Annotated in this window: 17 protein-coding genes; 4 read left to right on the forward strand and 13 right to left on the reverse strand. The window is 76.3% G+C overall.

Annotated features, from left to right (window positions below; all coding sequences use genetic code 11):
- Nucleotides 1-26: 26 nt before the first annotated feature.
- The gene (locus RVR_RS00425; RefSeq protein WP_202231861.1) at nucleotides 27-257 is read right to left on the reverse strand and encodes a hypothetical protein; all 231 of its coding nucleotides are present in this window, start codon (nucleotides 255-257) and stop codon (nucleotides 27-29) included.
- 360 nt (nucleotides 258-617) lie between these two features.
- Here RVR_RS00425 and nhaA point away from each other — a divergent pair, with 360 nt between their 5' ends.
- Nucleotides 618-2,534 carry a Na+/H+ antiporter NhaA gene (nhaA, locus tag RVR_RS00430; RefSeq protein ID WP_202231862.1) on the forward strand — a complete coding sequence of 639 codons (1,917 nt, stop codon included), beginning with the start codon at nucleotides 618-620 and terminating at the stop codon, nucleotides 2,532-2,534.
- A gap of 273 nt (nucleotides 2,535-2,807) precedes the next feature.
- On the opposite strand, the gene RVR_RS00435 is transcribed toward nhaA, so the two are convergent.
- Nucleotides 2,808-3,035: a DUF6296 family protein gene (locus tag RVR_RS00435; RefSeq protein WP_202231863.1), complete on the reverse strand. Its 228-nt coding sequence runs from the start codon at nucleotides 3,033-3,035 to the stop codon at nucleotides 2,808-2,810.
- Between the two features lie 93 nt (nucleotides 3,036-3,128).
- Here RVR_RS00435 and RVR_RS00440 point away from each other — a divergent pair, with 93 nt between their 5' ends.
- Entirely contained in the window at nucleotides 3,129-4,004 is an 876-nt protein-coding gene (locus RVR_RS00440; RefSeq protein WP_202231864.1) for an NAD-dependent protein deacetylase, read from the forward strand.
- A gap of 58 nt (nucleotides 4,005-4,062) precedes the next feature.
- Here RVR_RS00440 and RVR_RS00445 read toward each other — a convergent pair whose 3' ends face one another.
- From RVR_RS00445 to RVR_RS00460, 4 genes are read right to left on the reverse strand one after another with little or no spacing between them, the layout of a single operon-like run.
- Nucleotides 4,063-4,692: a response regulator gene (locus RVR_RS00445; RefSeq protein WP_202231865.1), complete on the reverse strand. Its 630-nt coding sequence runs from the start codon at nucleotides 4,690-4,692 to the stop codon at nucleotides 4,063-4,065.
- The gene (locus RVR_RS00450) at nucleotides 4,689-6,227 is read right to left on the reverse strand and encodes a sensor histidine kinase (protein ID WP_202231866.1); all 1,539 of its coding nucleotides are present in this window, start codon (nucleotides 6,225-6,227) and stop codon (nucleotides 4,689-4,691) included. The genes RVR_RS00445 and RVR_RS00450 overlap by 4 nt, the downstream gene beginning before the upstream one ends.
- Nucleotides 6,228-6,234: 7 nt before the next feature.
- On the reverse strand, nucleotides 6,235-7,032 hold the full coding sequence (locus RVR_RS00455) for an ABC transporter permease (protein ID WP_202231867.1): 798 nt from the start codon (nucleotides 7,030-7,032) through the stop codon (nucleotides 6,235-6,237).
- Nucleotides 7,029-7,976, reverse strand: coding sequence for an ABC transporter ATP-binding protein (locus RVR_RS00460; protein ID WP_202231868.1), 948 nt, complete (start codon nucleotides 7,974-7,976; stop codon nucleotides 7,029-7,031). The genes RVR_RS00455 and RVR_RS00460 overlap by 4 nt, the downstream gene beginning before the upstream one ends.
- A 671-nt stretch (nucleotides 7,977-8,647) precedes the next feature.
- Here RVR_RS00460 and RVR_RS00465 point away from each other — a divergent pair.
- Together RVR_RS00465 and nicT are read left to right on the forward strand one after the other, a co-directional pair.
- Entirely contained in the window at nucleotides 8,648-9,547 is a 900-nt protein-coding gene (locus RVR_RS00465) for a (2Fe-2S)-binding protein (RefSeq protein ID WP_237404486.1), read from the forward strand.
- A 171-nt stretch (nucleotides 9,548-9,718) separates the two neighbouring features.
- Complete coding sequence (gene nicT / locus RVR_RS00470; RefSeq protein WP_202238278.1) at nucleotides 9,719-10,792, forward strand: Nickel transporter NicT; 1,074 nt, start codon at nucleotides 9,719-9,721, stop codon at nucleotides 10,790-10,792.
- An 81-nt stretch (nucleotides 10,793-10,873) separates the two neighbouring features.
- Here the strand turns inward: nicT and RVR_RS00475 are convergent, their stop codons facing one another.
- From RVR_RS00475 to RVR_RS00505, 7 genes are all read right to left on the reverse strand, one after another.
- The gene (locus RVR_RS00475; RefSeq protein ID WP_202231869.1) at nucleotides 10,874-11,704 is read right to left on the reverse strand and encodes a putative protein N(5)-glutamine methyltransferase; all 831 of its coding nucleotides are present in this window, start codon (nucleotides 11,702-11,704) and stop codon (nucleotides 10,874-10,876) included.
- A gap of 190 nt (nucleotides 11,705-11,894) precedes the next feature.
- Nucleotides 11,895-14,429 (reverse strand): glycoside hydrolase family 2 protein, encoded by a 2,535-nt coding sequence (locus RVR_RS00480; protein WP_202231870.1) that lies wholly within the window; start codon nucleotides 14,427-14,429, stop codon nucleotides 11,895-11,897.
- 206 nt (nucleotides 14,430-14,635) lie between these two features.
- On the reverse strand, nucleotides 14,636-15,529 hold the full coding sequence (locus RVR_RS00485; RefSeq protein ID WP_202231871.1) for a hypothetical protein: 894 nt from the start codon (nucleotides 15,527-15,529) through the stop codon (nucleotides 14,636-14,638).
- Nucleotides 15,526-16,947, reverse strand: a complete 1,422-nt coding sequence (locus tag RVR_RS00490; RefSeq protein WP_202231872.1) for a DUF58 domain-containing protein — start codon at nucleotides 16,945-16,947, stop codon at nucleotides 15,526-15,528. Before RVR_RS00490 ends, RVR_RS00485 begins: the two co-directional genes overlap by 4 nt.
- A complete protein-coding gene (locus RVR_RS00495; RefSeq protein ID WP_202231873.1) occupies nucleotides 16,944-17,960 on the reverse strand; it encodes an AAA family ATPase in 1,017 nt (338 codons plus the stop codon). The genes RVR_RS00490 and RVR_RS00495 overlap by 4 nt, the downstream gene beginning before the upstream one ends.
- A gap of 151 nt (nucleotides 17,961-18,111) precedes the next feature.
- Nucleotides 18,112-18,639 (reverse strand): hypothetical protein, encoded by a 528-nt coding sequence (locus RVR_RS00500; RefSeq protein ID WP_202231874.1) that lies wholly within the window; start codon nucleotides 18,637-18,639, stop codon nucleotides 18,112-18,114.
- The gene (locus RVR_RS00505; RefSeq protein WP_237404487.1) at nucleotides 18,636-19,625 is read right to left on the reverse strand and encodes a DUF4129 domain-containing protein; all 990 of its coding nucleotides are present in this window, start codon (nucleotides 19,623-19,625) and stop codon (nucleotides 18,636-18,638) included. Before RVR_RS00505 ends, RVR_RS00500 begins: the two co-directional genes overlap by 4 nt.
- Nucleotides 19,626-19,766 lie beyond the last annotated feature (141 nt).

Consider the following 19,766-nt stretch of genomic DNA (forward strand, 5'->3'; position numbering starts at 1 on the left):
GGTACGTGCACGGTGACGTGCACGGCTCAGCCCGCCGGTGTGTCGACTCCGTCGAGCCACTCGATGACATCGACCTGGCGGCTGCCGCGGGATTCCACCACGAGCACGGTCGTGCCCTTGGGCAGTGGTTCGTCCGACCAGGCGAGAAAGGCTTCGGAGCCGCCTCGGACCCGCACCAGCACCTCGCCGGGACCGGCGGGTCCACGCGTGCCGATCAGCAGTTCCCCCGTGCAGCCGATCACGGCATCGTCTGCCATCCCCGGCCGCCCCCTCGTCGTCGTGGTGCGAATTCCGACCGTGGCCATCCTCCCACCCGGGACCCGTCAGGGATCACCGGCGGTCGCTACGGAATACGCCTGGCGCGGCCCGGCGGTTCCACCGGATCGTGGCGGGGATCACGCGGGGGCTGCGGCGCGGACGTGCGGGGTACGGCGACCGGACCGCACCGGCGGAATGATCGGTGCGCGCCGGCGGTTCGGGAGACTGCGGCACCGGCGGCACCGGTGCGGGCCCGGAGCGCGGTGCGCGCGTGCCCGGCGGCGCGCGGTTCGGGCGTGCCCGGCGGTGCCCGGACGTGCCAGGGTGGGATCAGCGCAGTTCACACAGTGGGAGGCTGGATGTTCCGGGGCTTCACGGCTCCCTTGCCGGATGAGGACGATCCGGACCGCAGCGAGCGGGACCGCGACAGCACGGCGTCGCCCTGGGCGTACATCCGCACCGAGACGGGCAGCGCCGCGGTGCTGCTCGCCGCGACGGTCGCGGCGCTGGTGTGGGTGAACGTGGCGCCGGGCGACTACGCCTCGGTGTGGGCGACCCGGCTGTCGGTGCAGTGGGGCGGCCACGGGGTCGACCTCGACCTGCGCGAGTGGGTCAACAGCGGTCTGATGACGCTGTTCTTCCTGGTCGTCGGGTTGGAGGCACGGCGCGAGTTCGACATGGGCGAGCTGCGCGACCGGCGCCGGATCGCGCTGCCGCTGCTGGCCGGGGTCTGCGGCATGGCGGTGCCGGTGGCGATCTACCTCGCGGTGAACTCCGGCGGGGACGCCCGGCACGGCTGGGGCACCGCGATGTCCACGGACACCGCCTTCGCGCTGGGCATGCTGGCACTGCTCGGCTCACGCTTCCCGCGCCGGCTGCACACCTTCATCCTCACCGTCGCGGTGGTCGACGACTTCGTGGCGCTCGCGGTGATCGCGGTCGCCTACAGCGAGCACATCGCCTGGACGCCGCTTGCGGTCGGCCTCGGGTTCCTGGTGGCGGCCGCGGTGGTCCGGCGCGCGGGGGTGCGGCGCGGCGGCCCGTACGCGGTGCTGGGGATCGGGGCGTGGACGGCGTTCGTGCACTCCGGGGTGGACCCGGTGGTCGTCGGCCTGATCATGGGCCTGCTGGCGTTCGCCTACCCGGCGCCGCGCGAGGCCCTGGAGCGGGCCAGCGGCCTGTTCCGGTCCTTCCGCGAGCAGCCCACTCCCGAACTGGAGCGGGAGGCGCGGCTGGGCCTGGCCTCCGCGCTGTCCCCCAACGACCGGCTCCAACGGCTGTGGCACCCGTGGTCCAGCTACGCGATCGTGCCGCTGTTCGCGCTCGCCAACGCGGGGATCGAGATCGACGGGTCGCTGCTGTCGCGGGCGTTCACCTCCCCGATCACGCTCGGCATCCTGCTGGCGTACGGCGTCGGCAAGCCGGTCGGCATCGTGGGGTCCACGGCGTTGGCCAGCCGGCTCAGCCGCGGCCGGATGCGCCCGCCGGTCGGCTGGGGCGCGGTGGCCGGCGGCGGCACCATCGCCGGGATCGGCTTCACCGTCTCGCTGCTGATCGCGACGCTGGCGTTCTCCGGGCGGCAGCTGGACGAGGCGAAGATCGGCGTGCTGAGCGCGGTGGTCTTCGCGATGCTCAGCACCTCCGCGGTCGCGCTGGCCACCTCCCGGCTGCCGGAGGCGCGGCGGGCCAGGGCGCTGCTGGGCACCGCGCAGTCCGTGGTGGACCTGGCCGAGCCGGTCGACCCCGAGCGCGACCACGTCCGCGGACCGCTGGACTCGCCGGTCACCGTGGTCGAGTACGGCGACTTCGAGTGCCCGTACTGCGGGCAGGCCGAGGACGTGGTGCGCGAGCTGCTCGCCGACTTCGGCGACGTCCGCTACGTCTGGCGCCATCTGCCGCTGACCGACGTGCACCCGCACGCGCAGCTCGCCGCCGAGGCGTCGGAGGCGGCCGCGTTGCAGGGCGGGTTCTGGCAGATGCGCGACCTGCTGATCACCAGTCAGGACGAGCTGGGCGTCAAGGACCTGGTCCGGCACGCCGAGCGGCTCGGGCTGGACCTGGACAGGTTCCGGCACGCGCTCAAGGCCCGCAAGGGCGCGGCGCGGGTCGCGCGGGACGTGGAGTCGGCCGACCTGAGCGGGGTCTCCGGCACGCCGACGTTCTTCATCAACGGCCGCCGGCACCACGGCGCGTACGACATCGCGAGCCTGTCCGCTGCCGTGGTGGCCGCGCGCGACCGCGCGGTCCTCGTGGACGGCGTGGGCCGCGACGCGTGAGCGGCGGCGGGGCGGCGGCCCGGCGACGGCAGCGGGTCCGGGAGGGCGGCGCGGCCGTGGGGACGGCCCCGCAGGGCCTCGGCAGGCGCCGGGCGGGCGACCGGGCGGGCAGCCGACCGGTCGGGGTGACGGCTCTCCCCCGCCCGGGGAACGGCGAACGGACGCGGCCGCGGCTCACGGACGGTCCGGCGCACGGCCGGGCCGGGCACAGCGGACGGCCGGGCCGGGCACGGCGCCCTCGCCGCGTCCCGCCCGGCCGTCGCCGGTGCCGGTTCAGGCCGCCCGGACCGCGTGCGGGGGCACCGGCTGCTGGTGGCCGCCGCTGGCCATCATCCGCACCTCGCCCTCGGCGCTGATCTCGGCCCGCACGATGCCGGTGTCGTCCTCGTAGACGGGGTAGCCGCCCGCGCCGGACGCGTCCGTGCGGTGAACGAGGACGACGTCGTCCTCGACCGCGGGCGCCTGGAATATCAGCTCGTAGACCGCGGGGTACTCGTCCATGGGCACACACCTCCCCAGGGGCAGTACTCCATCATCGCGCGGATCGCGCGGTTCCGCCTCTCGGGGCGCGCCGCGCGGACGTACCCTGCTGGCGTGGACACCGGTACCGAACCCCTGGAGCAGACCAGCGCGGCCGGGCAGGCCGCGCCGCTGGACGCGCTCGTGCCGCTGGCCGCGCGCGGCGGCGTGGTGGTGCTGAGCGGTGCCGGGCTGTCCACGGAGTCGGGCATCCCCGACTACCGCGGCGAGACCGGCCGGCGGCGGCGCGGCAGCCCGATGACGTACCAGGAGTTCACCGGCAGCGCGGACAACCGCCGCCGGTACTGGGCGCGCAGCCACGTCGGATGGCCGTCGATCGCCGGTGCCCGGCCCAACGCGGGCCACCGGGCGGTCACGAGGCTGGTGGCGGCCGGGCTGGTGGCGGGGGTCGTCACGCAGAACGTGGACGGCCTGCACGCCGCCGCGGGCACGCCGGACGCGGTGGAGCTGCACGGCACCCTGCACACGGTGGTCTGCATGGACTGCGGCGCCCGCGCCCCGCGCGCGGAGCTGGCAGACCGGCTGGACGCGGCGAACCCCGGGTTCCGGGCGCTGACCGCGCGGATCGTCGCCGACGGCGACGCTGAGCTGCCCGCCGACCATGTGGCGGCCTTCCGCCCGGTGGACTGCGCCGCGTGCGGCAGCGGCGTCCTCAAACCCGACGTGGTGTTCTTCGGCGAGCAGGTGCCGCTCCCCCGGGTCCGGGCCAGCTACGCGCTGGTGGACGCGGCGTCCCTGCTGCTCGTGGCCGGGTCCTCGCTGACGGTGATGTCGGGGCTGCGGTTCGCGCGCCACGCGGCGAAGCAGGGCACGCCGGTCGTGATCGTCAACCAGGGCGCCACCCGGGGCGACGACCTGGCGGCCCTCCGCCTCGACCTCCCGCTCGGCCCGGCCCTCACCGCGCTCGCCGACCGGCTCGCGCCCGGCTGACCGGACGCGCGGTGCGGACCCGGGGGTGGGCCGGAGGAGCCACGTCACCTCCTCACTGTCAGGTGAGCAGACCGGTGCGGTAGGCGGCGGCCACCGCCGCGGCGCGGTCGCGGACGCCGAGCTTGGCGTACAAGTGCAGCAGGTGGGTCTTGACGGTGGCCTCGCTGATGAACAGGTGCCGGGCCGCCTCTCGGTTGGTGGTGCCCGCCGCGACCAGCCGCAGCACCTCCAGCTCGCGGTCGGTGAGGGTCTGCGCGGGCGCGACGGGCTCGCGCACCCGGCCGATGAGCTTCTGCGCGACGGTGGGCGCGAGCACCGGCTGCCCCTGGTGGGCGGCGCGCACCGCGCGGACGAGTTCGTCGCGCGGCGCGTCCTTCAGCAGGTAGCCGGTGGCGCCCGCCTCGATCGCGGGCAGCACGTCGGCGTCGCTGTCGTACGTGGTGAGCACCAGCACGTGGACGGCGGGGGCACGCTCGCGCAGCAGGCCGATCGCCTCGACACCGCCCATTCGCGGCATCCGCAGGTCCATCAGCACCACGTCCACGCCGAGCGCGAGCGCCCGGTCCACGGCCTCGGCCCCGTCGGCGGCCTCGCCGGCGACCTCGAAGTCCGGGTCGCCGTCGAAGACACCGCGCAGGCCGTCCCTCACGACGGGGTGGTCGTCGGCGACGAGCAGGCGAATGGTCACAGGCCATTGTCCACGACGCCCGCCGTTCCGCCGCCCGCGCGGGTGTCCACGGGGCCGGACCGGCCGGCTTCACCACGACGCGGCGCGGGCGCGGTTGAGGGAAGCGGCGCGGGCGGCGGGTGGGGTACGGAGGACGGCAGGGGTGGCCGCTCGATCCCGGGCGGCATCGCGGGAGCCGTGGCCGGTCCGGGCAGGGGTGCGAGCGCGGGGACACCGGCGCTCAGCACCGTCCCGTCGCCCGGCGCGCTCTCGATCGTCAGCGAGCCGCCGACCTGGCGCAGCCGCCGGCGCATCGCGGTGAGCCCGAACCCGTGGCCGTCGGCGCGCTGTTCCGCGCGCTCGCGCGCATCGGCGTCGAAGCCGGCGCCGTCGTCGAGGACGTCGAGGACGACGACCTCGTGGGTGTAGGTGAGGGTCAGCCCGGCGCGGCGGGCGCCGGAGTGCTTGGCGATGTTGGCCAGCCCCTCCTGCGCGGTGCGGAACAGCACGACCTCCAGCGCGGGGGGCAGCGGCACCGCCTCGCCGCTCACCTCGACCCGCACCTCGATCCCCGAGGTCTCGGTCCACTGCTCGGCCAGGCCGCCGATGGCACCGGGCAGGTGGGCCGCGGTGTCCAGCGGCCCGGGCCGCATCGCCTGCACCGAGCGGCGGGCCTCGGCCAGCGACTCCCTGGCCAGCCGCCGGGCCGTTCCCAGGTGCCGCCCGCGGCGCTCGGGGTCGTCGTCGAACCGGTCCGCGGCCTCGAGTTGGGTGACGATGCCGGTCAGGCCCTGCGCGATCGTGTCGTGGATCTCGCCGGCCATCCGCTGCCGCTCGTCGAGGATGCCGGCCTCCCGGGCCTGCGTGATCAGCTGCGCCTGGAGGCCGGCGTTCTCCTCCATCGTCTCGTGCAGCCGCCGGTTGGCCTCGGCGAGTTCGTCGATCGTCCGCATCCGCCGCAGGCTGCGCTGGTCGTCGGCGATGACCTGGTGGACGACCACGCCGGCCAGCACCATGTTGACCACCAGGAGCGCGGCGTAGGCGCCGATGACACGGCCGTGCAGGTTGCCGGCGCCGCCGATCTGGCACAGCGCCATCGTCGCGGCGGTCACCGCCACGGCCGGCGGGCGCAGCCAGGTCGGCAGCACACCGGCGTGCAGGTAGCCGGTGAAGGCGAAGAACCCGTAGAACGGGCTGAGCAGGGCCAGGGCGACGATGAAGGCGGTCAGCCCGGCGTGGTAGGCGATCGCCCGACCCCGGCGCCGGGCGGGCGCCGGGTAGGGCACTTCCATGCGCCACATCCACAGCGCGGCGCCCGCGGACAGGACCGGCTGCCCCCACAGGTGCGCGCGGTCGTGTCCGCCCAGCGCCTCCGCCAGTGCCAGGGCGATCAGCAGGCCGCCGTAGGGCAGGTAGCGCTGGACCGGGAAGGACTCGTCGCCGGGCCGTGGTGCGTCCCGCGAGCCGGACCCGGTGGCCCCGGACCCGGCGGCCCGGGCGCGCCGTCCGGCCGGCTCCGGGACGGGGGCGGGCCGGGGCGCGCGCTTGGCGTTCACGGCCCCATCATTCCCAACGGAAGGAGCGCACCGCCACCAGGCTGCCGAGCACGGTGTACCCGGCCAGGACCAGCAGGTGCTGCCACAGGGCGCCGTCGCCGGACCACGCGGCCGTCACCGCGCCGAACGGGACGTAGGCGCCGGCCCCCCGCAGCGTGGGCGGCATCTCCGCGACGGGGAAGTACAGGCCGCTGAAGAAGAAGTTGACCACCATGACGGGCACGCCGCAGCCGGTGGCCGCGCTCGCGGTGGGCGCCAGCGCGGCGACCACCAGGCCGAGGGCGAGGACGGCGGTGCTGCCCAGCACGAACGCGGCGGCCACGGTGCCCGGGTCGGACGGCGGCGTGACGTGGAAGGCCAGCCGGCCGACGGCGACGACGAGGACGACGCCGGCCACGATCAGCACGGCCACGACGGCCAGCAGCGCGGCGAGCATCCCGGCGACGGGCACCGGGCTCACCGACATCCGCCGCAGGACGCCCTTCTCGCGCAGGGTCGCCATGATCGTCGGGAGCATGACGCAGCCCAGGAAGAGCGGCACCATCCCGGCGATCGTCGGCACGTAGACGTCGATGACGCTCCTGCCGCCGAGCGCGGCGGTGTCCTTCGTGAAGGCGGGGATGTTGCCGAAGAGGACCACCATCCCCAGCGGGAGGAGCAGCCAGAAGACGGCGGCGGGTTCGCGCAGCAGCAGCCTGCCCTGGGTCACGGTCAGGGCGCGCAGGCCCCGGCGGGTCGTCCGGGGTGCGGAGGCAGCGGCGGGGGCGGCCGGCGCGGAGGGGGTTGCGGGTGCCGTGGCGCTCATCGGGAGGTCCTTGCCTGTGCGGGGCGGGTGGTCGGGGAGGTGGCGGCGCCGGAGCCGGTGAGCGCGAGGAACGCGTCGTCGAGGGTGGCCTGTTCGACCCTCAGGTCCGCGGCGATGACGCGGCGCCGGGCGAGCAGGGAGGTCACGGCGAGCACCAGGTTCGCGTCGCCGGTGACCTCGATCCGCCCGCCGTGACGGGTCAGGCCGGTCACCTCGGGCAGCGCGCGCAGGACCGCGTCGTCGAAGTCGTCGGGGAGCCGGAAGCGCATCCGCTGGCCGCGGTCGCCGCGCGCCGCCAGGCCCGCCGGGGTGTCCACGGCGACCACCCGGCCGGCGTCGATCAGCGCGACCCGGTCGCACAGCCGCTCGGCCTCCTCCATGAAGTGGGTGACCAGTACGACGGTCACACCGGAGTCGCGGACCTGCTCGACCAGGTCCCAGGTGGCGCGCCGCGCGTGCGGGTCCAGGTCGGTGGTCAGCTCGTCCAGGACGACGGCGCGGGGACGGCCGACCATCGCCAGCGCGATGGCCAGGCGCTGCTTCTGCCCGCCGGAGAGCTTCCGGTAGCGGGCGGCCGCCTTGTCGCGCAGGCCGAGCCGGTCCAGCAGCTCGCCGGTGTCGGCGGGCCGGCGGTGGAAGGACGCGAACAGGTCGAGGATCTCGCCGACGGTGAGCCTGTCCGGCAGTCCGCACTCCTGGAGCTGGACGCCGAGCACCTGGCGCAGCGCGTCGCGCTCCCGGGAGGGGTCGAGGCCGAGCACGGACACGGTGCCGGCGTCCGGGACCCGCAGGCCGGACAGGCACTCCACCGTGGTGGTCTTGCCGGCGCCGTTCGGACCGAGGATGCCGAAGACCTCGCCCTCCCGGACCGTGAACGACACGTCGTGCACGGCGGTGACCTCGCCGTAGGTCTTGCGCAGGCCGTCGACCTCGATGACCGTCATTCGTACGCCTCTTCCCGTGGGCCGCTGCGGTGCGGGCGGCGGGTGTCCGCCGTCGTGCAGCAGCGTCCCGCCGCGGCGGGTGCGGGCGGATCGACCACCGGGGCGCGGCCCGGCGGCGATGGGTGGACCCAGGGCATCCACCGATCGGTTGACACCCGCGCCCGGGGCCGGCGGCAGGCGGCAGGCGGACGACGGCTCGCGCGCGCCGCCTGCCGTCGGCCCGGCGAACACCAACGGCATCGCCCTGCTTGCGGCCGACCCCGCGGCGGCGCTGCGCCGGGTGACGGTGCCCACGCTGGTGGCCGGGGTGGGCTCCGACCGGCTCTACCCCCGGCCCGGCAGCGGGAGGCGGCCGCGAGCATCGCGCGCCGACCGGATGCGGACGCTCCGGTCGCCGTGCGGGCACGACGGCTTCCTGATCGGGGTGGACCAGGTGGCGGCGCTGGTCCGCGAGTTGACGGCCGGAACGGCGGTGCGGACCCGGGGGGTGGCCGGCCGCCACAGGGTGCGGCGGGGGTGCGTGACCCGCGGTGACGTGCGCGTCCGCCCGCCCGTGGGCCGCCCGTCCGTGGACATGGCCCGCCCCGGCCGGGGCGGGACGGTGGGGGACGCCGGGAGGCGGGTTCCACGTGTCCGTGCGGCGCCCGCCCGCGCCGCCGCATCATGGTGGCGTGGTGCACGAAGACGAGGTGCGGGCGGCCCTGGCGGAGCTGGGGCCGTTCTTCGCGGTCGAGGCGGCCGAGGCCGTGGGAGCGATCGGGACGGACGGCGCTGCCTCCGGCGGCTGGCGCTCCATGGCGGAGCTGGCCGACGGAAGCGACGTGTCGGCCGCCCGGGTGGCCGCCGTCCGCGAGGTGCTGGCACGGGACGGCGGACAGCGGGCGGACGCGGTCGAGGAACGGGTGGCCGCGTCGGTGGCCCACCTCGGCCTGGTGGCCCGGCTGCTCTCCCCTTACCTGGCCCTGGCGGTGCTGTACGGGCGGGTGCCCGAGCGGGTACGGCTCCGCGACCTGCGCTGGCGGCCCGTGCTCGGCGGGCCCTACCCGCTGGCGCTGCCGCCGCTCGCGGACCGCGGCGCGTCGGCGCCCTGCCCCCGGGACGCGGGCGGTGCTCCCGCGGCAGGCACGGCACCCTCCCCTGCCCCTGCCCCTGCCCCTGCCCCACACGGAGCCCGCCCCGGGGCGCCGCGCGCGTGCCCCGGGCCGTGGACGGACCTCGACGCGGTCGCGGACGCCTTCGCGGACACGGTCTGCGCGGGTGCGGTGGCGGAGGTCGGCGGCGCCTTCAGGGGCTTCCGCGTGGCCGCGCCCATCCTGCGGGGCAACGTCGCGTCCGCGGTGAACGGCGCGGCGCGGACGATCGGCGCGGCCCGCCCGGAGGCCGCCGCGCGGGCCCGCGCCCTGGCCGGGCTGCTGCTGGAGCGCGGCCCGCTGCGCGGCGCCGGCCGGCTCGCCCCCGAGGGGGCCTTCCGGCGGCTGAGCTGCTGCCTGATCTACCGGGCGGCACCAGGCGGCCGCGGGGCTCTGTGCGGGGACTGTGCGCTCTCGCATGTGCCGGTGCGCCCCCGATGAAGCAGGTCGGGGCGGTGGGGGCATGACGGCACCGCCTTGTTGCGAGTAATTTGCAACAAGTAACATGTCGCACCGAGGTGTCCCGCCCCCATCGCAAAGGACGCAACGTTGACCTCCACCATCGAGACCCCCTCCGCTCCGGGGTCCCGTCTGCACCGCATATCGGCGTCGATGACGCGCGCCGAGTGGACCCGGCTCGGCGGCATGGCCGCGTTCATCGTGGCGCTGCACGTCATCGGCTGGTTCACGCTCGCGGTGATCGTCGCGCCGCACCACTACCGGACCGGCACCGGCGTGTTCGGGGTGGGCATCGGCGTCACCGCCTACACGCTCGGGATGCGGCACGCCTTCGACGCCGACCACATCGCGGCCATCGACAACACCACCCGGAAGCTGATGGGCGAGGGCAAGCGCCCGCTGTCGGTGGGCTTCTGGTTCTCCCTCGGCCACTCCTCGATCGTCTTCGCGCTGGCCTTCCTGCTCTCACTGGGCGTCAGGTCGCTCGCCGACCCGGTCGAGAACGACAACTCCGGGCTGCACGACGTCACCGGCTGGATCGGCACCACCGTCTCGGGCACGTTCCTGTACGCCATCGCGCTGGTCAACCTGCTGATCCTGGTCGGGATCTGGAAGGTCTTCCGGCGGATGCGGCACGGCGAGTTCGACGAGGCGGCGCTGGAGGACCAGCTCAACAACCGCGGCTTCATGAACCGGCTGCTCGGCCGCCTGATGAAGTCCGTCACCAACCCGTGGCAGATGTACCCCATCGGCCTCCTCTTCGGGCTGGGCTTCGACACCGCCACCGAGATCGCGCTGCTCGTCCTGGCCGGCTCCGGCGCCGCCTCCGGCCTGCCCTGGTACGCGATCCTCTGCCTGCCGGTCCTGTTCGCCGCCGGGATGTGCCTGCTGGACACCATCGACGGCTCGTTCATGAACTTCGCGTACGAGTGGGCGTTCTCCAAGCCGGTCCGCAAGGTCTACTACAACCTCACCATCACCGGCCTGTCCGTCGCGGTCGCCCTGATCATCGGCACCGTCGAACTGCTCGGCCTGATCTCCGACAAGGCCGGCCTACACGGCGCCTTCTGGGACTGGGTCGGCGGGCTGGACCTGAACATCATCGGCTACGTCATCGTCGGGCTGTTCTTCCTCACCTGGGCCGCCGCGCTCCTGGTGTGGAAGTACGGCAACATCGAGGAGAAGTGGTCCAGCGGCCTGCGCACGGCCGACAGCCCGACGGATTAGTCCCCGCCCCGCGCCTCCCGCGTACCGCCCGCCCGCGGTGACGGGCGGGCGGTACGTCCGCGGCGGGGCGGCCGCCTTCGGTCAGGGGCGGGTGGCGAGGACGACCGTGGCGTTCATGTCGTCGTCGTGGGCGGTGTCCGCGGTGAGGCCGCAGGCGCGCAGGGCCCGCAGGGCGCCGGGCACCTGGGCCCGGCTGGTCTCGGACAGCATGGTGCCGCCGGGGGCCAGCCAGGTGCCGGCCTCGCGCGCCACCCGGCGCAGCAGGTCGAGCCCGTCGGCGCCGCCGTCGAGCGCGAGCGGCGCCTCATGGTCGCGCGCCTCGGAGGGCAGCAGCGGGATCTCGCGGGTGGGCACGTACGGGACGTTCGCGGTGAGCACGTCCACCCGCCCGCGCAACGCGGCCGGCAGCGGCGCGAACAGGTCCCCCTCGTACACCTGGCCGCGCGCGGCCGCGAGGTTGCGGCTTGCGTACCGTACGGCCGCCGGGTCCAGGTCGGCGGCGTGCAGTTCGACGCCGGGCGCGGCCGCGGCGAGCGCGGCGCCGACTGCTCCCGACCCGCAGCACAGATCGAGTACCACCGCACCCGGGCGCAGCAGCGCGGCCGCACGGGCGACGAGGAACTCGGTGCGCCGGCGCGGTACGAACACGCCGGGGCCGACGGAGATCCGCAGCCCGGCGAACTCGGCCCAGCCGACGACGTGTTCGAGTGGCAGTCCGCCGGCGCGCCGCTCCACCATCCCGGCCAGCTCCTGCGGGGAGCCGGCGGCCGCGAGCAGCAGGCTCGCCTCCTCCTCGGCGAAGACGCAGCCGGCGGCGCGCAGCGAGGCGACGATGTCGTCCATCCGCGGCCAGACCGGTCGCGGTGGCCGGACCGTGGTGTCGGGGCGGGCTTCGAAACGGGGTTCTGGCATGGGCGTGGTGCCTTTCGGGAAGCGCGTGCCCTCCCGGGCCGTGCCGTCGCGCGTGACGCCGAGGTCAGCGCGCGCGGCCGTGCGGGGGGAGCGACCGGTGTGTCCTGCTGGGGTTGACCGTTCCCACCTCCTCGGCTCGTCACGGGGCGCGCGGCCGGCCGGACGGACCGGCGGCGCCGCGCCGACCAACTTACCGCACCACCGCCGCGTTGACGGTGTGCAGGACGGCGGCCGCGGCCTCGACGGAAGGGTCGCTCCAGCCGCGCACGGTGATGGTGGCGCTCTCGCCGGGCAGCAGGGTGGTCAGGCCGCGGTCCGCGGTGGCGTCCGGGGCGAGCCGGTCGGCCTGGAGCAGCAGGTCGCGCAGCAGCGTGCGGGCGGTGACGGTGACCTCGACCGCGGGCACGGCGTCCTGCGGGCCGTCCGTGCGCACGACCAGGTCCAGGTCCCACCGGGGGGCGGGGTAGGCGAAGTCCTTGTCCCGGGAGGGGAACCAGTAGGCGCGCAGCGGGTCGGAGGCGGGGGCGGGGGCCGTTTCCGCGGTCGGGTCGGCGTCGGTTCCGGCGTCGGTTCCAGTGTCGGCGGGGGCGGTGTCAGCGGCGGCGTCGGCGGTGAGGAGGTGCGTCGTGCTCCCCGCCTCCGGCCGCAGCTCCCGTGGCACCGGCAGCTCGGCGACGGTGCGGGCGTCCGCGGTGAACGGCACCCGGGCCTCGGCGACCACCTCCCCCTCCACCGTGACGCGGCGCAGCAGCACGCTGCCGGACCACGCCCGCCCCGCCTGGTTGACCGCGGCGAGCACCAGGCCGCCGTCGCGCTCCTGGAAGGTCAGCAGCCGGTCGGCGTAGAGCCGCTTCAGCTCGTGGTAGAGCGGCTTGGGGCGCCCGTCGCCGTCGATGGCCGCCCACGAGGTCACCGGCCAGCAGTCGTTGAGCTGCCAGACGATCGTGCCGGCGCAGCGCGGCCAGTGCGAGCGCCAGTGCTCGATGCCGGTGGCCACGGCCCGGGCCTGGTTGACCTGGGTCAGGTAGTGCCAGGTGTCGAAGTCGGCCGGCACGGGGAAGTGCCGGGCCAGCCCGCGGTCGAGCTTGCCGTTGCCGTCGGCGGCCTTCTGGTGGTGGAGCATGCCCGGCGAGTCGGCGGCGAGCGGCTCGTCGGCGAGCGAGCGGCGCACGGTGGCGTGGGCGGGCGGGGCCTGCCAGCCGAACTCCGCGACGAACCGCGGCACGCTGTCGCGGTACTCGGTGTAGTCGGTCCGGTTCCAGACGTCCCAGGAGTGGGCGGTGCCGTGGCCGGGGTCGTTGGGGTGGTGCCGCCAGGAGCCGGACCAGGGGCTGCCGGCCCAGTAGGGACGGGTCGGGTCGGTCTCCGCCACGATGCGCGGCAGCAGGCCGAGGTAGTAGCCCTCGCCCCAGGACTCGCCGGCGAGTTCCGGCTCCCACTCCCAGTCGCGGAAGGCCCACAGGTTCTCGTTGTTGCCGTTCCACAGCACCAGCGAGGGGTGCGGGGCGAGGCGGGCGACGTTCTCCCGCGCCTCCGCCTCCACCTCGGAGCGCAGCGGCTGCTCCTCGGGGTAGGCGGCGCAGGCGAAGAGGAAGTCCTGCCAGACCAGCAGCCCCAACTCGTCGCAGGCGTCGTAGAAGTCGTCGCTCTCGTAGATCCCGCCGCCCCACACCCGCACCAGGTCGACGCCCGCGTCCGCCGCCTGTTCCAGCCGGGTGCGGTAGCGCCGGGCGTCCACCCGGGTGGGGAAGGCGTCGTCGGGGATCCAGTTGACGCCGCGCACGAACAGCGCGGTGCCGTTCACCCGCAGGGTGAACGCCGATCCGTGCGCGTCGGGCGAGGTGTCCAGCTCCACGCTGCGGAAGCCGATCCGCCGCTGCCAGGTGTCCAGCGGGTCGGCGCCGTCCAGGACGGTCACCTCGCAGTCGTACAGCGGCTGGTCGCCGTGGCCGCGCGGCCACCACAGCCGGGGGTCGGGCACCTCGCAGTCGACGGTGAGGCGGTCGGTGCCGGGCGCGGCGACGGCCTCGGCCACGGTGTCGCCGACCCGCAGGCGCACGGTCAGCGGGCGGTCCGCGCCGGAGGCGGTGCGCTCCAGGTCGATCCTGGCCTCCACCCGGCCGGTGCCCGCGGCGACGGTGGCCAGCGGCACCACGCCGGCCAGCCGCGCGGTGGACCAGCGCTCGACCCGCACCTGCTTCCAGATCCCCGCGGTGACCAGCGTCGGCCCCCAGTCCCAGCCGAAGGAGCAGGCCATCTTGCGCAGGTACTGGAACGGTTCGGGGTAGGAGTTGGGGCGCTCGCCCACCAGCGCGCGGACGCGTTCGGCCTCGGTGTAGGCGGAGGTGAAGGCCACCGCGAGCGAGGCCCCGCCGGCGGCGGAGGCCCACTCGGTGACGTCAAAGCGGTAGGCGCGGTGCATGTTGCGGGTCTCGCCGAGCACCCGCCCGCCGACCTTGACCTCGGCGACCGTGTCGAGCCCGTCGAAGACCAGGTCGGCCCGCTCGTGGCCGGTCCCGGCCAGGGGCGGCAGCGCGGTGGCGTACGTCCAGTCCGCGCGGCCGACCCACGCCACCTCGGTCTCGTTGCGGTCGAGGTAGGGGTCGGGGATCGTCCCGGCCGCGAGCAGGTCGGTGTGCACGCAGCCGGGCACCCGCGCGGGCACGCTGCCGCCGTCGGGGAGCCGCAGCTCCCAGCCGTCGGCGACCGGCGTGATGTCCTTCATTGCTGCTCCCCTGGCTGCTGGTGACCGTGCCGGCGGCTGCCGCCGCGCCGGCGCCGCCCGAGGGCAGCGCGGGTTAAACGGTAAAGCACCCGGGCCACCCGGCGACAGGGGGGAGGCGGTGAACAGCCACTCCCCCACTGAACCGATCCAGCTCGCCCGCCCGCGACGTGTGGGGCCGCGGCGCGCTCACGGGCGGCGGGGTGCGCTCACAGGTGCCGGGGGCGGTGCCCGCCCCGTTCGGGGTCGGTCTCCCGCGCGGACCGGCCGGAGCCGCCCCGGTGGCGCAGGGCCAGCGCGAGGCAGGCGGTCGCCGCGGCGACCGCGGGGGCGGCGGCCAGGCGGGCCCACGCGGTGTCCGCGAGCGGCACCTCGGCGGCGAGCAGGACCAGCGCGGCGGCGGCCGCCGTCGCCGCCGCGGTCCCGGGGTCGGGGCGCCCGGTGGGCGCGGTGACACCCGTCGTCCAGGCGTCGGTGAGCAGCAGGTATGCCAGCAGCAGCGCCGCCACGCAGGCGACGAGCCACAGGGGCGGATCGGTGGCCGCGGCGAGGACGACCGCGCCGGCCGCGAGGAGCGTGCCGCGGCGCCGCGGCGCCAGCGCGGGCCACCGCATCGACGTCTGCGCGGGCCGCTCGTCCACCATCGGGCTCGCCCACCAGCCGAGCCCCGCGGCCAAGGCCACCAGCACCATGACGAGCTTCGAGGCGTGCGCGACCGCCGGCGGGTCGCTCGCGGCCACCACCAGAGCGGTGCCCACGCACCGCACGGCAAGGGCGGCACGGCGTCCGCTCCCCGCGGTACGGCTCTTGGCCGCACCGTCGGCCGCCGCTCCGTCGGTTGCCGCTCCGTCGGCCGCCGCTCCGTCGGTTGCCGCTCCGTCGGCCGCCGCTCCGTCGGTTGCCGAGGCGTCGCCCGCCGCGTCCTCGGCCACCGCCCCCTCGCCCGCCGGGACGTCGCCCGCCGAGGCGTCGGCCACCACATCGCTGCCGGCCGGGACGTCGCCGGCCGAGGCGTCGCCCGCGGTGAGGCCGCCCGCCGGGTCGCCGCCCTGCCCACCGCGCCCCGCCGGGCCGCTGCCCTGCCTCCTGCGCACAGACCTCATCGGGAACCTCCGGGGAGGCGGGTGCGCAGCAGCGGTGCCAGCGCGAGGTCCAGGGTCCGGCCGGGCCGGTGGGCGACGAGGGCGATGCCGCGCTCGGTCAGCGCGAACCGGATCGCCTGCCGGTCGGCCCGCCACAGCCGCAGCGCCAGGGCCGCCCGCGCGTCGCCGGGCTCGACCGGCGGGTCGCCCGAGGGGACCTCCACCACGACCATCGGGTGGGCGCCGGACCGGATCTGGTGCAGCGTGTCGAGGATGTGCTGGTCGGCGAGCGGGGTGACGACGTAGACGAGGGCGCCCTCGGGCAGGGCGGGCGGCGGCAGGCGGAGCGGCCCGGCACCGCGTCGCCCGAGGTCGGTGCGGACGTCGAGCACGCTCTCCACGATCCGGTAGAAGTACCCGTCACCGCCGCCCGGCCGCAGCCAGCGGACCGTGCCGCCCACCGCCACCACACCCACCCGGTCATGGGACCGCAGATAGGCGCGCACCAGCCCCGCCGCGACCCGGAACGTCTCGTCCAGCGTGGACGACCCGGTCACGGGATCCCGCAGGTCCCCCAGGGCGTCCAGCACCACCACCGTGTCCGCCGCCCGCTCCGCCGCGAACTGGTGCAACTGGACCGACCCCCGCCGCGTCGTCGCCGACCAGTTGATCCGCCGCTGCCGCTCGCCCCGCACATACGGATGCACCCCGACCACCTCCACCCCCTCCCCCCGCACCGGCGCCGTGTGCTCGCCCCACCGCGCCGGCAGCCGTACCGGGACCGGCGTCAGCCCCGCCGCCACCGGCAACGGGAACACCTCGACCTCCCCCAACCCCACCCGCACCGTCCGCCGTGCCACACCCCCACCGTCGTACACGTCCACGTCCACCGTCCCCAACGTCCAGCGCCCCCACCGCTCCGCCACCAACCGCAACTCGATCCGGCCGCGGCCGACCGCCAGCGCGTCCAGCCGCACCCCCGGTCCGAGCGTCACCCCGGGGTCCAGCCGGCCCACCACGCCGTCGTGGGCCACCGCGATCCGCGCCACCACCGGCTCGCCCTCGAAGCAGCGCCGCACGTCGACCGTCACCTCGGTCTCGATCCGCCGCGGACGGGGGCCGGACGGCAGGGACAGCGCGAGCAGCGTCAGCGGGACGGCGGCGAGCGCCAGCACCCAGGCATGGCCGCTGACCAGGGCGGCCGCCAGGCCGACCGCGGCCACCGTGCTCCAGCCCAGGGCGCGCTCGCCGATCCGCCAGCCGCGCGGCGGGTCGGGCGGGGCCTGGGCGGTGCCGGCCTCCGCCGCCCGGCGGCCGCCGAGGGCGCGCTCGACGGCGCGGGCACGCCGGTCCGACGGGTCAGGGCGCGCGGCGGCGTCGGCGCGGGGGCCGGGGCCGGCGGGGCGGTCCGGTGCGGCGGGGCGCGGGGAGCCGGTCATGAGGGTGTGGCGATCGCGGTCCGGGGCAGGGTCCGCGGCGCCGGCACGGACGCGACGATCTCCCGGACCACCTCGTCCGCGTCGATCTGCCGCACCCACAGTTCCGGTCTGAGCGTCACGCGGTGGGCCAGCGCGGGCACCGCAACCGCCTTGACGTCCTCGGGGGTCGCGTAGTCCCGCAGCTCCAACATCGCCCGGGCGCGGGCGAGTTGGACCAGCGCGAGGCCGCCGCGCGGCGACGCGCCGACCTGCACGTGCTGGTGCGAACGGGTCGCGCCCACCAGCGCCACCACGTACTCCAGCAGGTCGTCGTCCACCTCGACCCGCTCGACCGCGGCCCGCATCGCCAGCACCTCGCCGGGCCCCGACAGCGGCCGGAGCCGGGCCTCGGGCGCGGCGCGCGCCACCCGCGCCCGCAGCATCCCGACCTCCTGGTCCGCGGCCAGGTAGCCCATCCGCACCCGCAGCAGGAACCGGTCCAACTGCGCCTCCGGCAGGGTGTACGTGCCCTCGTACTCGATCGGGTTCGCGGTGGCGACCACCACGAACGGGTCGGGCAGCGCCCGGGTGCTGCCGTCCACCGACACCTGCGACTCGGCCATCGCCTCCAGCAGCGCGGCCTGGGTCTTCGGCGGCGTCCGGTTCACCTCGTCGGCGAGCAGCAGGTGCGTGAAGACCGGTCCGGCCCGGAAGACCATCTCGCCCGACCGCTGGTCGTAGAAGGGCGCGCCCGTCACGTCGGAGGGCAGCAGGTCGGGGGTGAACTGGATGCGGCGGAAGTCCAGCCCGAGCACGGTGGCGAACGACCGGGCCAGCAGCGTCTTGCCCAGGCCGGGCAGGTCCTCGATCAGCACGTGGCCGCCCGCCAGGATGCCCAGCATCACCAGCGCCAGCGGCTCCGGCTTGCCCACGACGGCGCCGCGCACCTCGTCCAGGACCTCGCCCGCCCGCGCCCCGGCCTGCTGCGGGGTCAGCGCCACGACATCCTGGGCCGGCGGTTTCTCACTGTTCACGACGGGGTTCCTCGCTTCGCTTCACGACGACGGGACGGGAAGGGCCGGGGACGGACGGCCCGCGCGCACCACCGGCACGCCGCGTCCGCGCCGCGACCCGGGGCCCGGACCGGGCGGGACCGCGTGGCCCGAGTGCCGGGCGGCGCGTGCGTCACAGTGCTTCGAGCCGGTCGAGCAGCGCGCCGAGCACGGGTTCGGGCAGCTCCGGCCGCGGCGGAGGCCGGGAGGGGTCGATCCACGGCCACAGGCCCGCGCCGACGAGTTCGGCGGCCCGCCGCGGGGCGTGCGCGAGGTCGACGCCGTGCCGCTCGGCGAGCCGGGCGGCGAAGAGCCGCTGGAGGTGCGGCCGCAGCGTGGTGGCGAAGTGGACGGCGCCCTCCTCGCCGAGCGAGCGGTCCACGATGCGCTGCCACGCGCCGAGCGCCGGGGCCCGGGTGCCCAGCATCCGTACGGGCCTGCGGTAGCCGCTGTCCTGGGCGTCGCTGCCGGCGACGTAGCGGACGACGCCGAGCCCGGCGACGACGAGCACGGCCAGCGCGGTGCCGGCCGCGGCGACGCCGTCGGCGAGGCCGACCAGGACGACGGCCGCGGCTCCGCCCGCGGTGAGGCCGGCGGCCGTCGCGCGGGAGGAGGCCGGCCGGTCCGCGGCGGCGGCGCGGCGGGCGGAGCGCGCGGTCACGAGGCGCTCCCCGCCGCCGCGGCGGACCCGGCCCCCTCGGCGGCGCGCCGTTCGAGCTGTGCGGCGATCCTCGCGAGCGCGTCGGCGGCGCGACGGCGGTGGCGGTCGTCCATCGCGTGGGTGGAGTAGCGCGCCTCGCGGAACAGGTCGGTCAGCTCACCCGCGGCCGGGCCGCTGAGCAGATCGCCGGCCGCCGCCCGCTCCAGCAGGTCCTGCGGGCTGTCCGAGGCGTGCCGGGCGACCCCGGACGCGGCGAGCGAGGTCTCCATGGCGGCGTAGCAGGCGATCACCGCGGCCCGGGCGTCGCCGGTGTCGCGCAGGGCGCGGCGGCCGGACCTGACGGCCTCGGCCAGGACTTCCTCCTCGTCGTCGATGACGCGGAACAGGCCCTCGGGCAGAGGCCGTTCCGGGCGCCGCAGCATCCGCAGCAGGGTGATCGCGGCGAGCGTGACGGCGACCGCGGCGGCCGCGATCAGCAGGCCGACGACGAGGTGCGGCAGCCAGCCCGGCAGGTGCGGCCCGCTGTCACCCGTGTGCCGGTGCGCCGGCGGCGGGGAGGCGTCGTTCACGGTGCCCGCCGGCGGCTGCGGGGTCGGTGCGGGCCGGGGCGCGGGCCGGCCGTGGAAGTCGTGCAGGGCGAGCAGCAGCACCGGCACGGCCACCGGTGCGACCGTCAGGGCGCGGCGGGCGACGTCGGCCAGCCGCTGCTGGGCCGCGGTGCGCCGCTCGTCGTAGCGGGCGAGCCGGTCGCGGTAGCGGCGGTGGGCCGCGATGGAGGCCACCAGCCACAGCGCCGCGACGCCGAAGGCGGTGCCGTCCCCGCCGAGCGGTCCGCGGCCCTGGGCGCCTACGCCGCCGTCCGGGCGCAGCAGCAGGGCGGCGGCGCCGGTGCCCGCCACCACGAGCACGGCCAGGGCCGCCCGGCCCCCGCCCCACCCGGTGGTTCGGGCCGCCGTTCCCGGATTCCGGCCGTTCGACCGTGCCAAACGCAACGCCTCCCCCTCGCGCCCGGCAGCTTCGCACATCGCTCCCGGGCGTGTCACGGCCGGGGGGTGCGGGCCGGAGGGGCCGACGGCGGAGGGCGGGAGGGGGTGGGCCGCGGTGCCCGCTCCCCCGCGTTGCGGAGC

The organism is Streptomyces sp. SN-593 (assembly GCF_016756395.1).
Classification (GTDB): domain Bacteria; phylum Actinomycetota; class Actinomycetes; order Streptomycetales; family Streptomycetaceae; genus Actinacidiphila; species Actinacidiphila reveromycinica.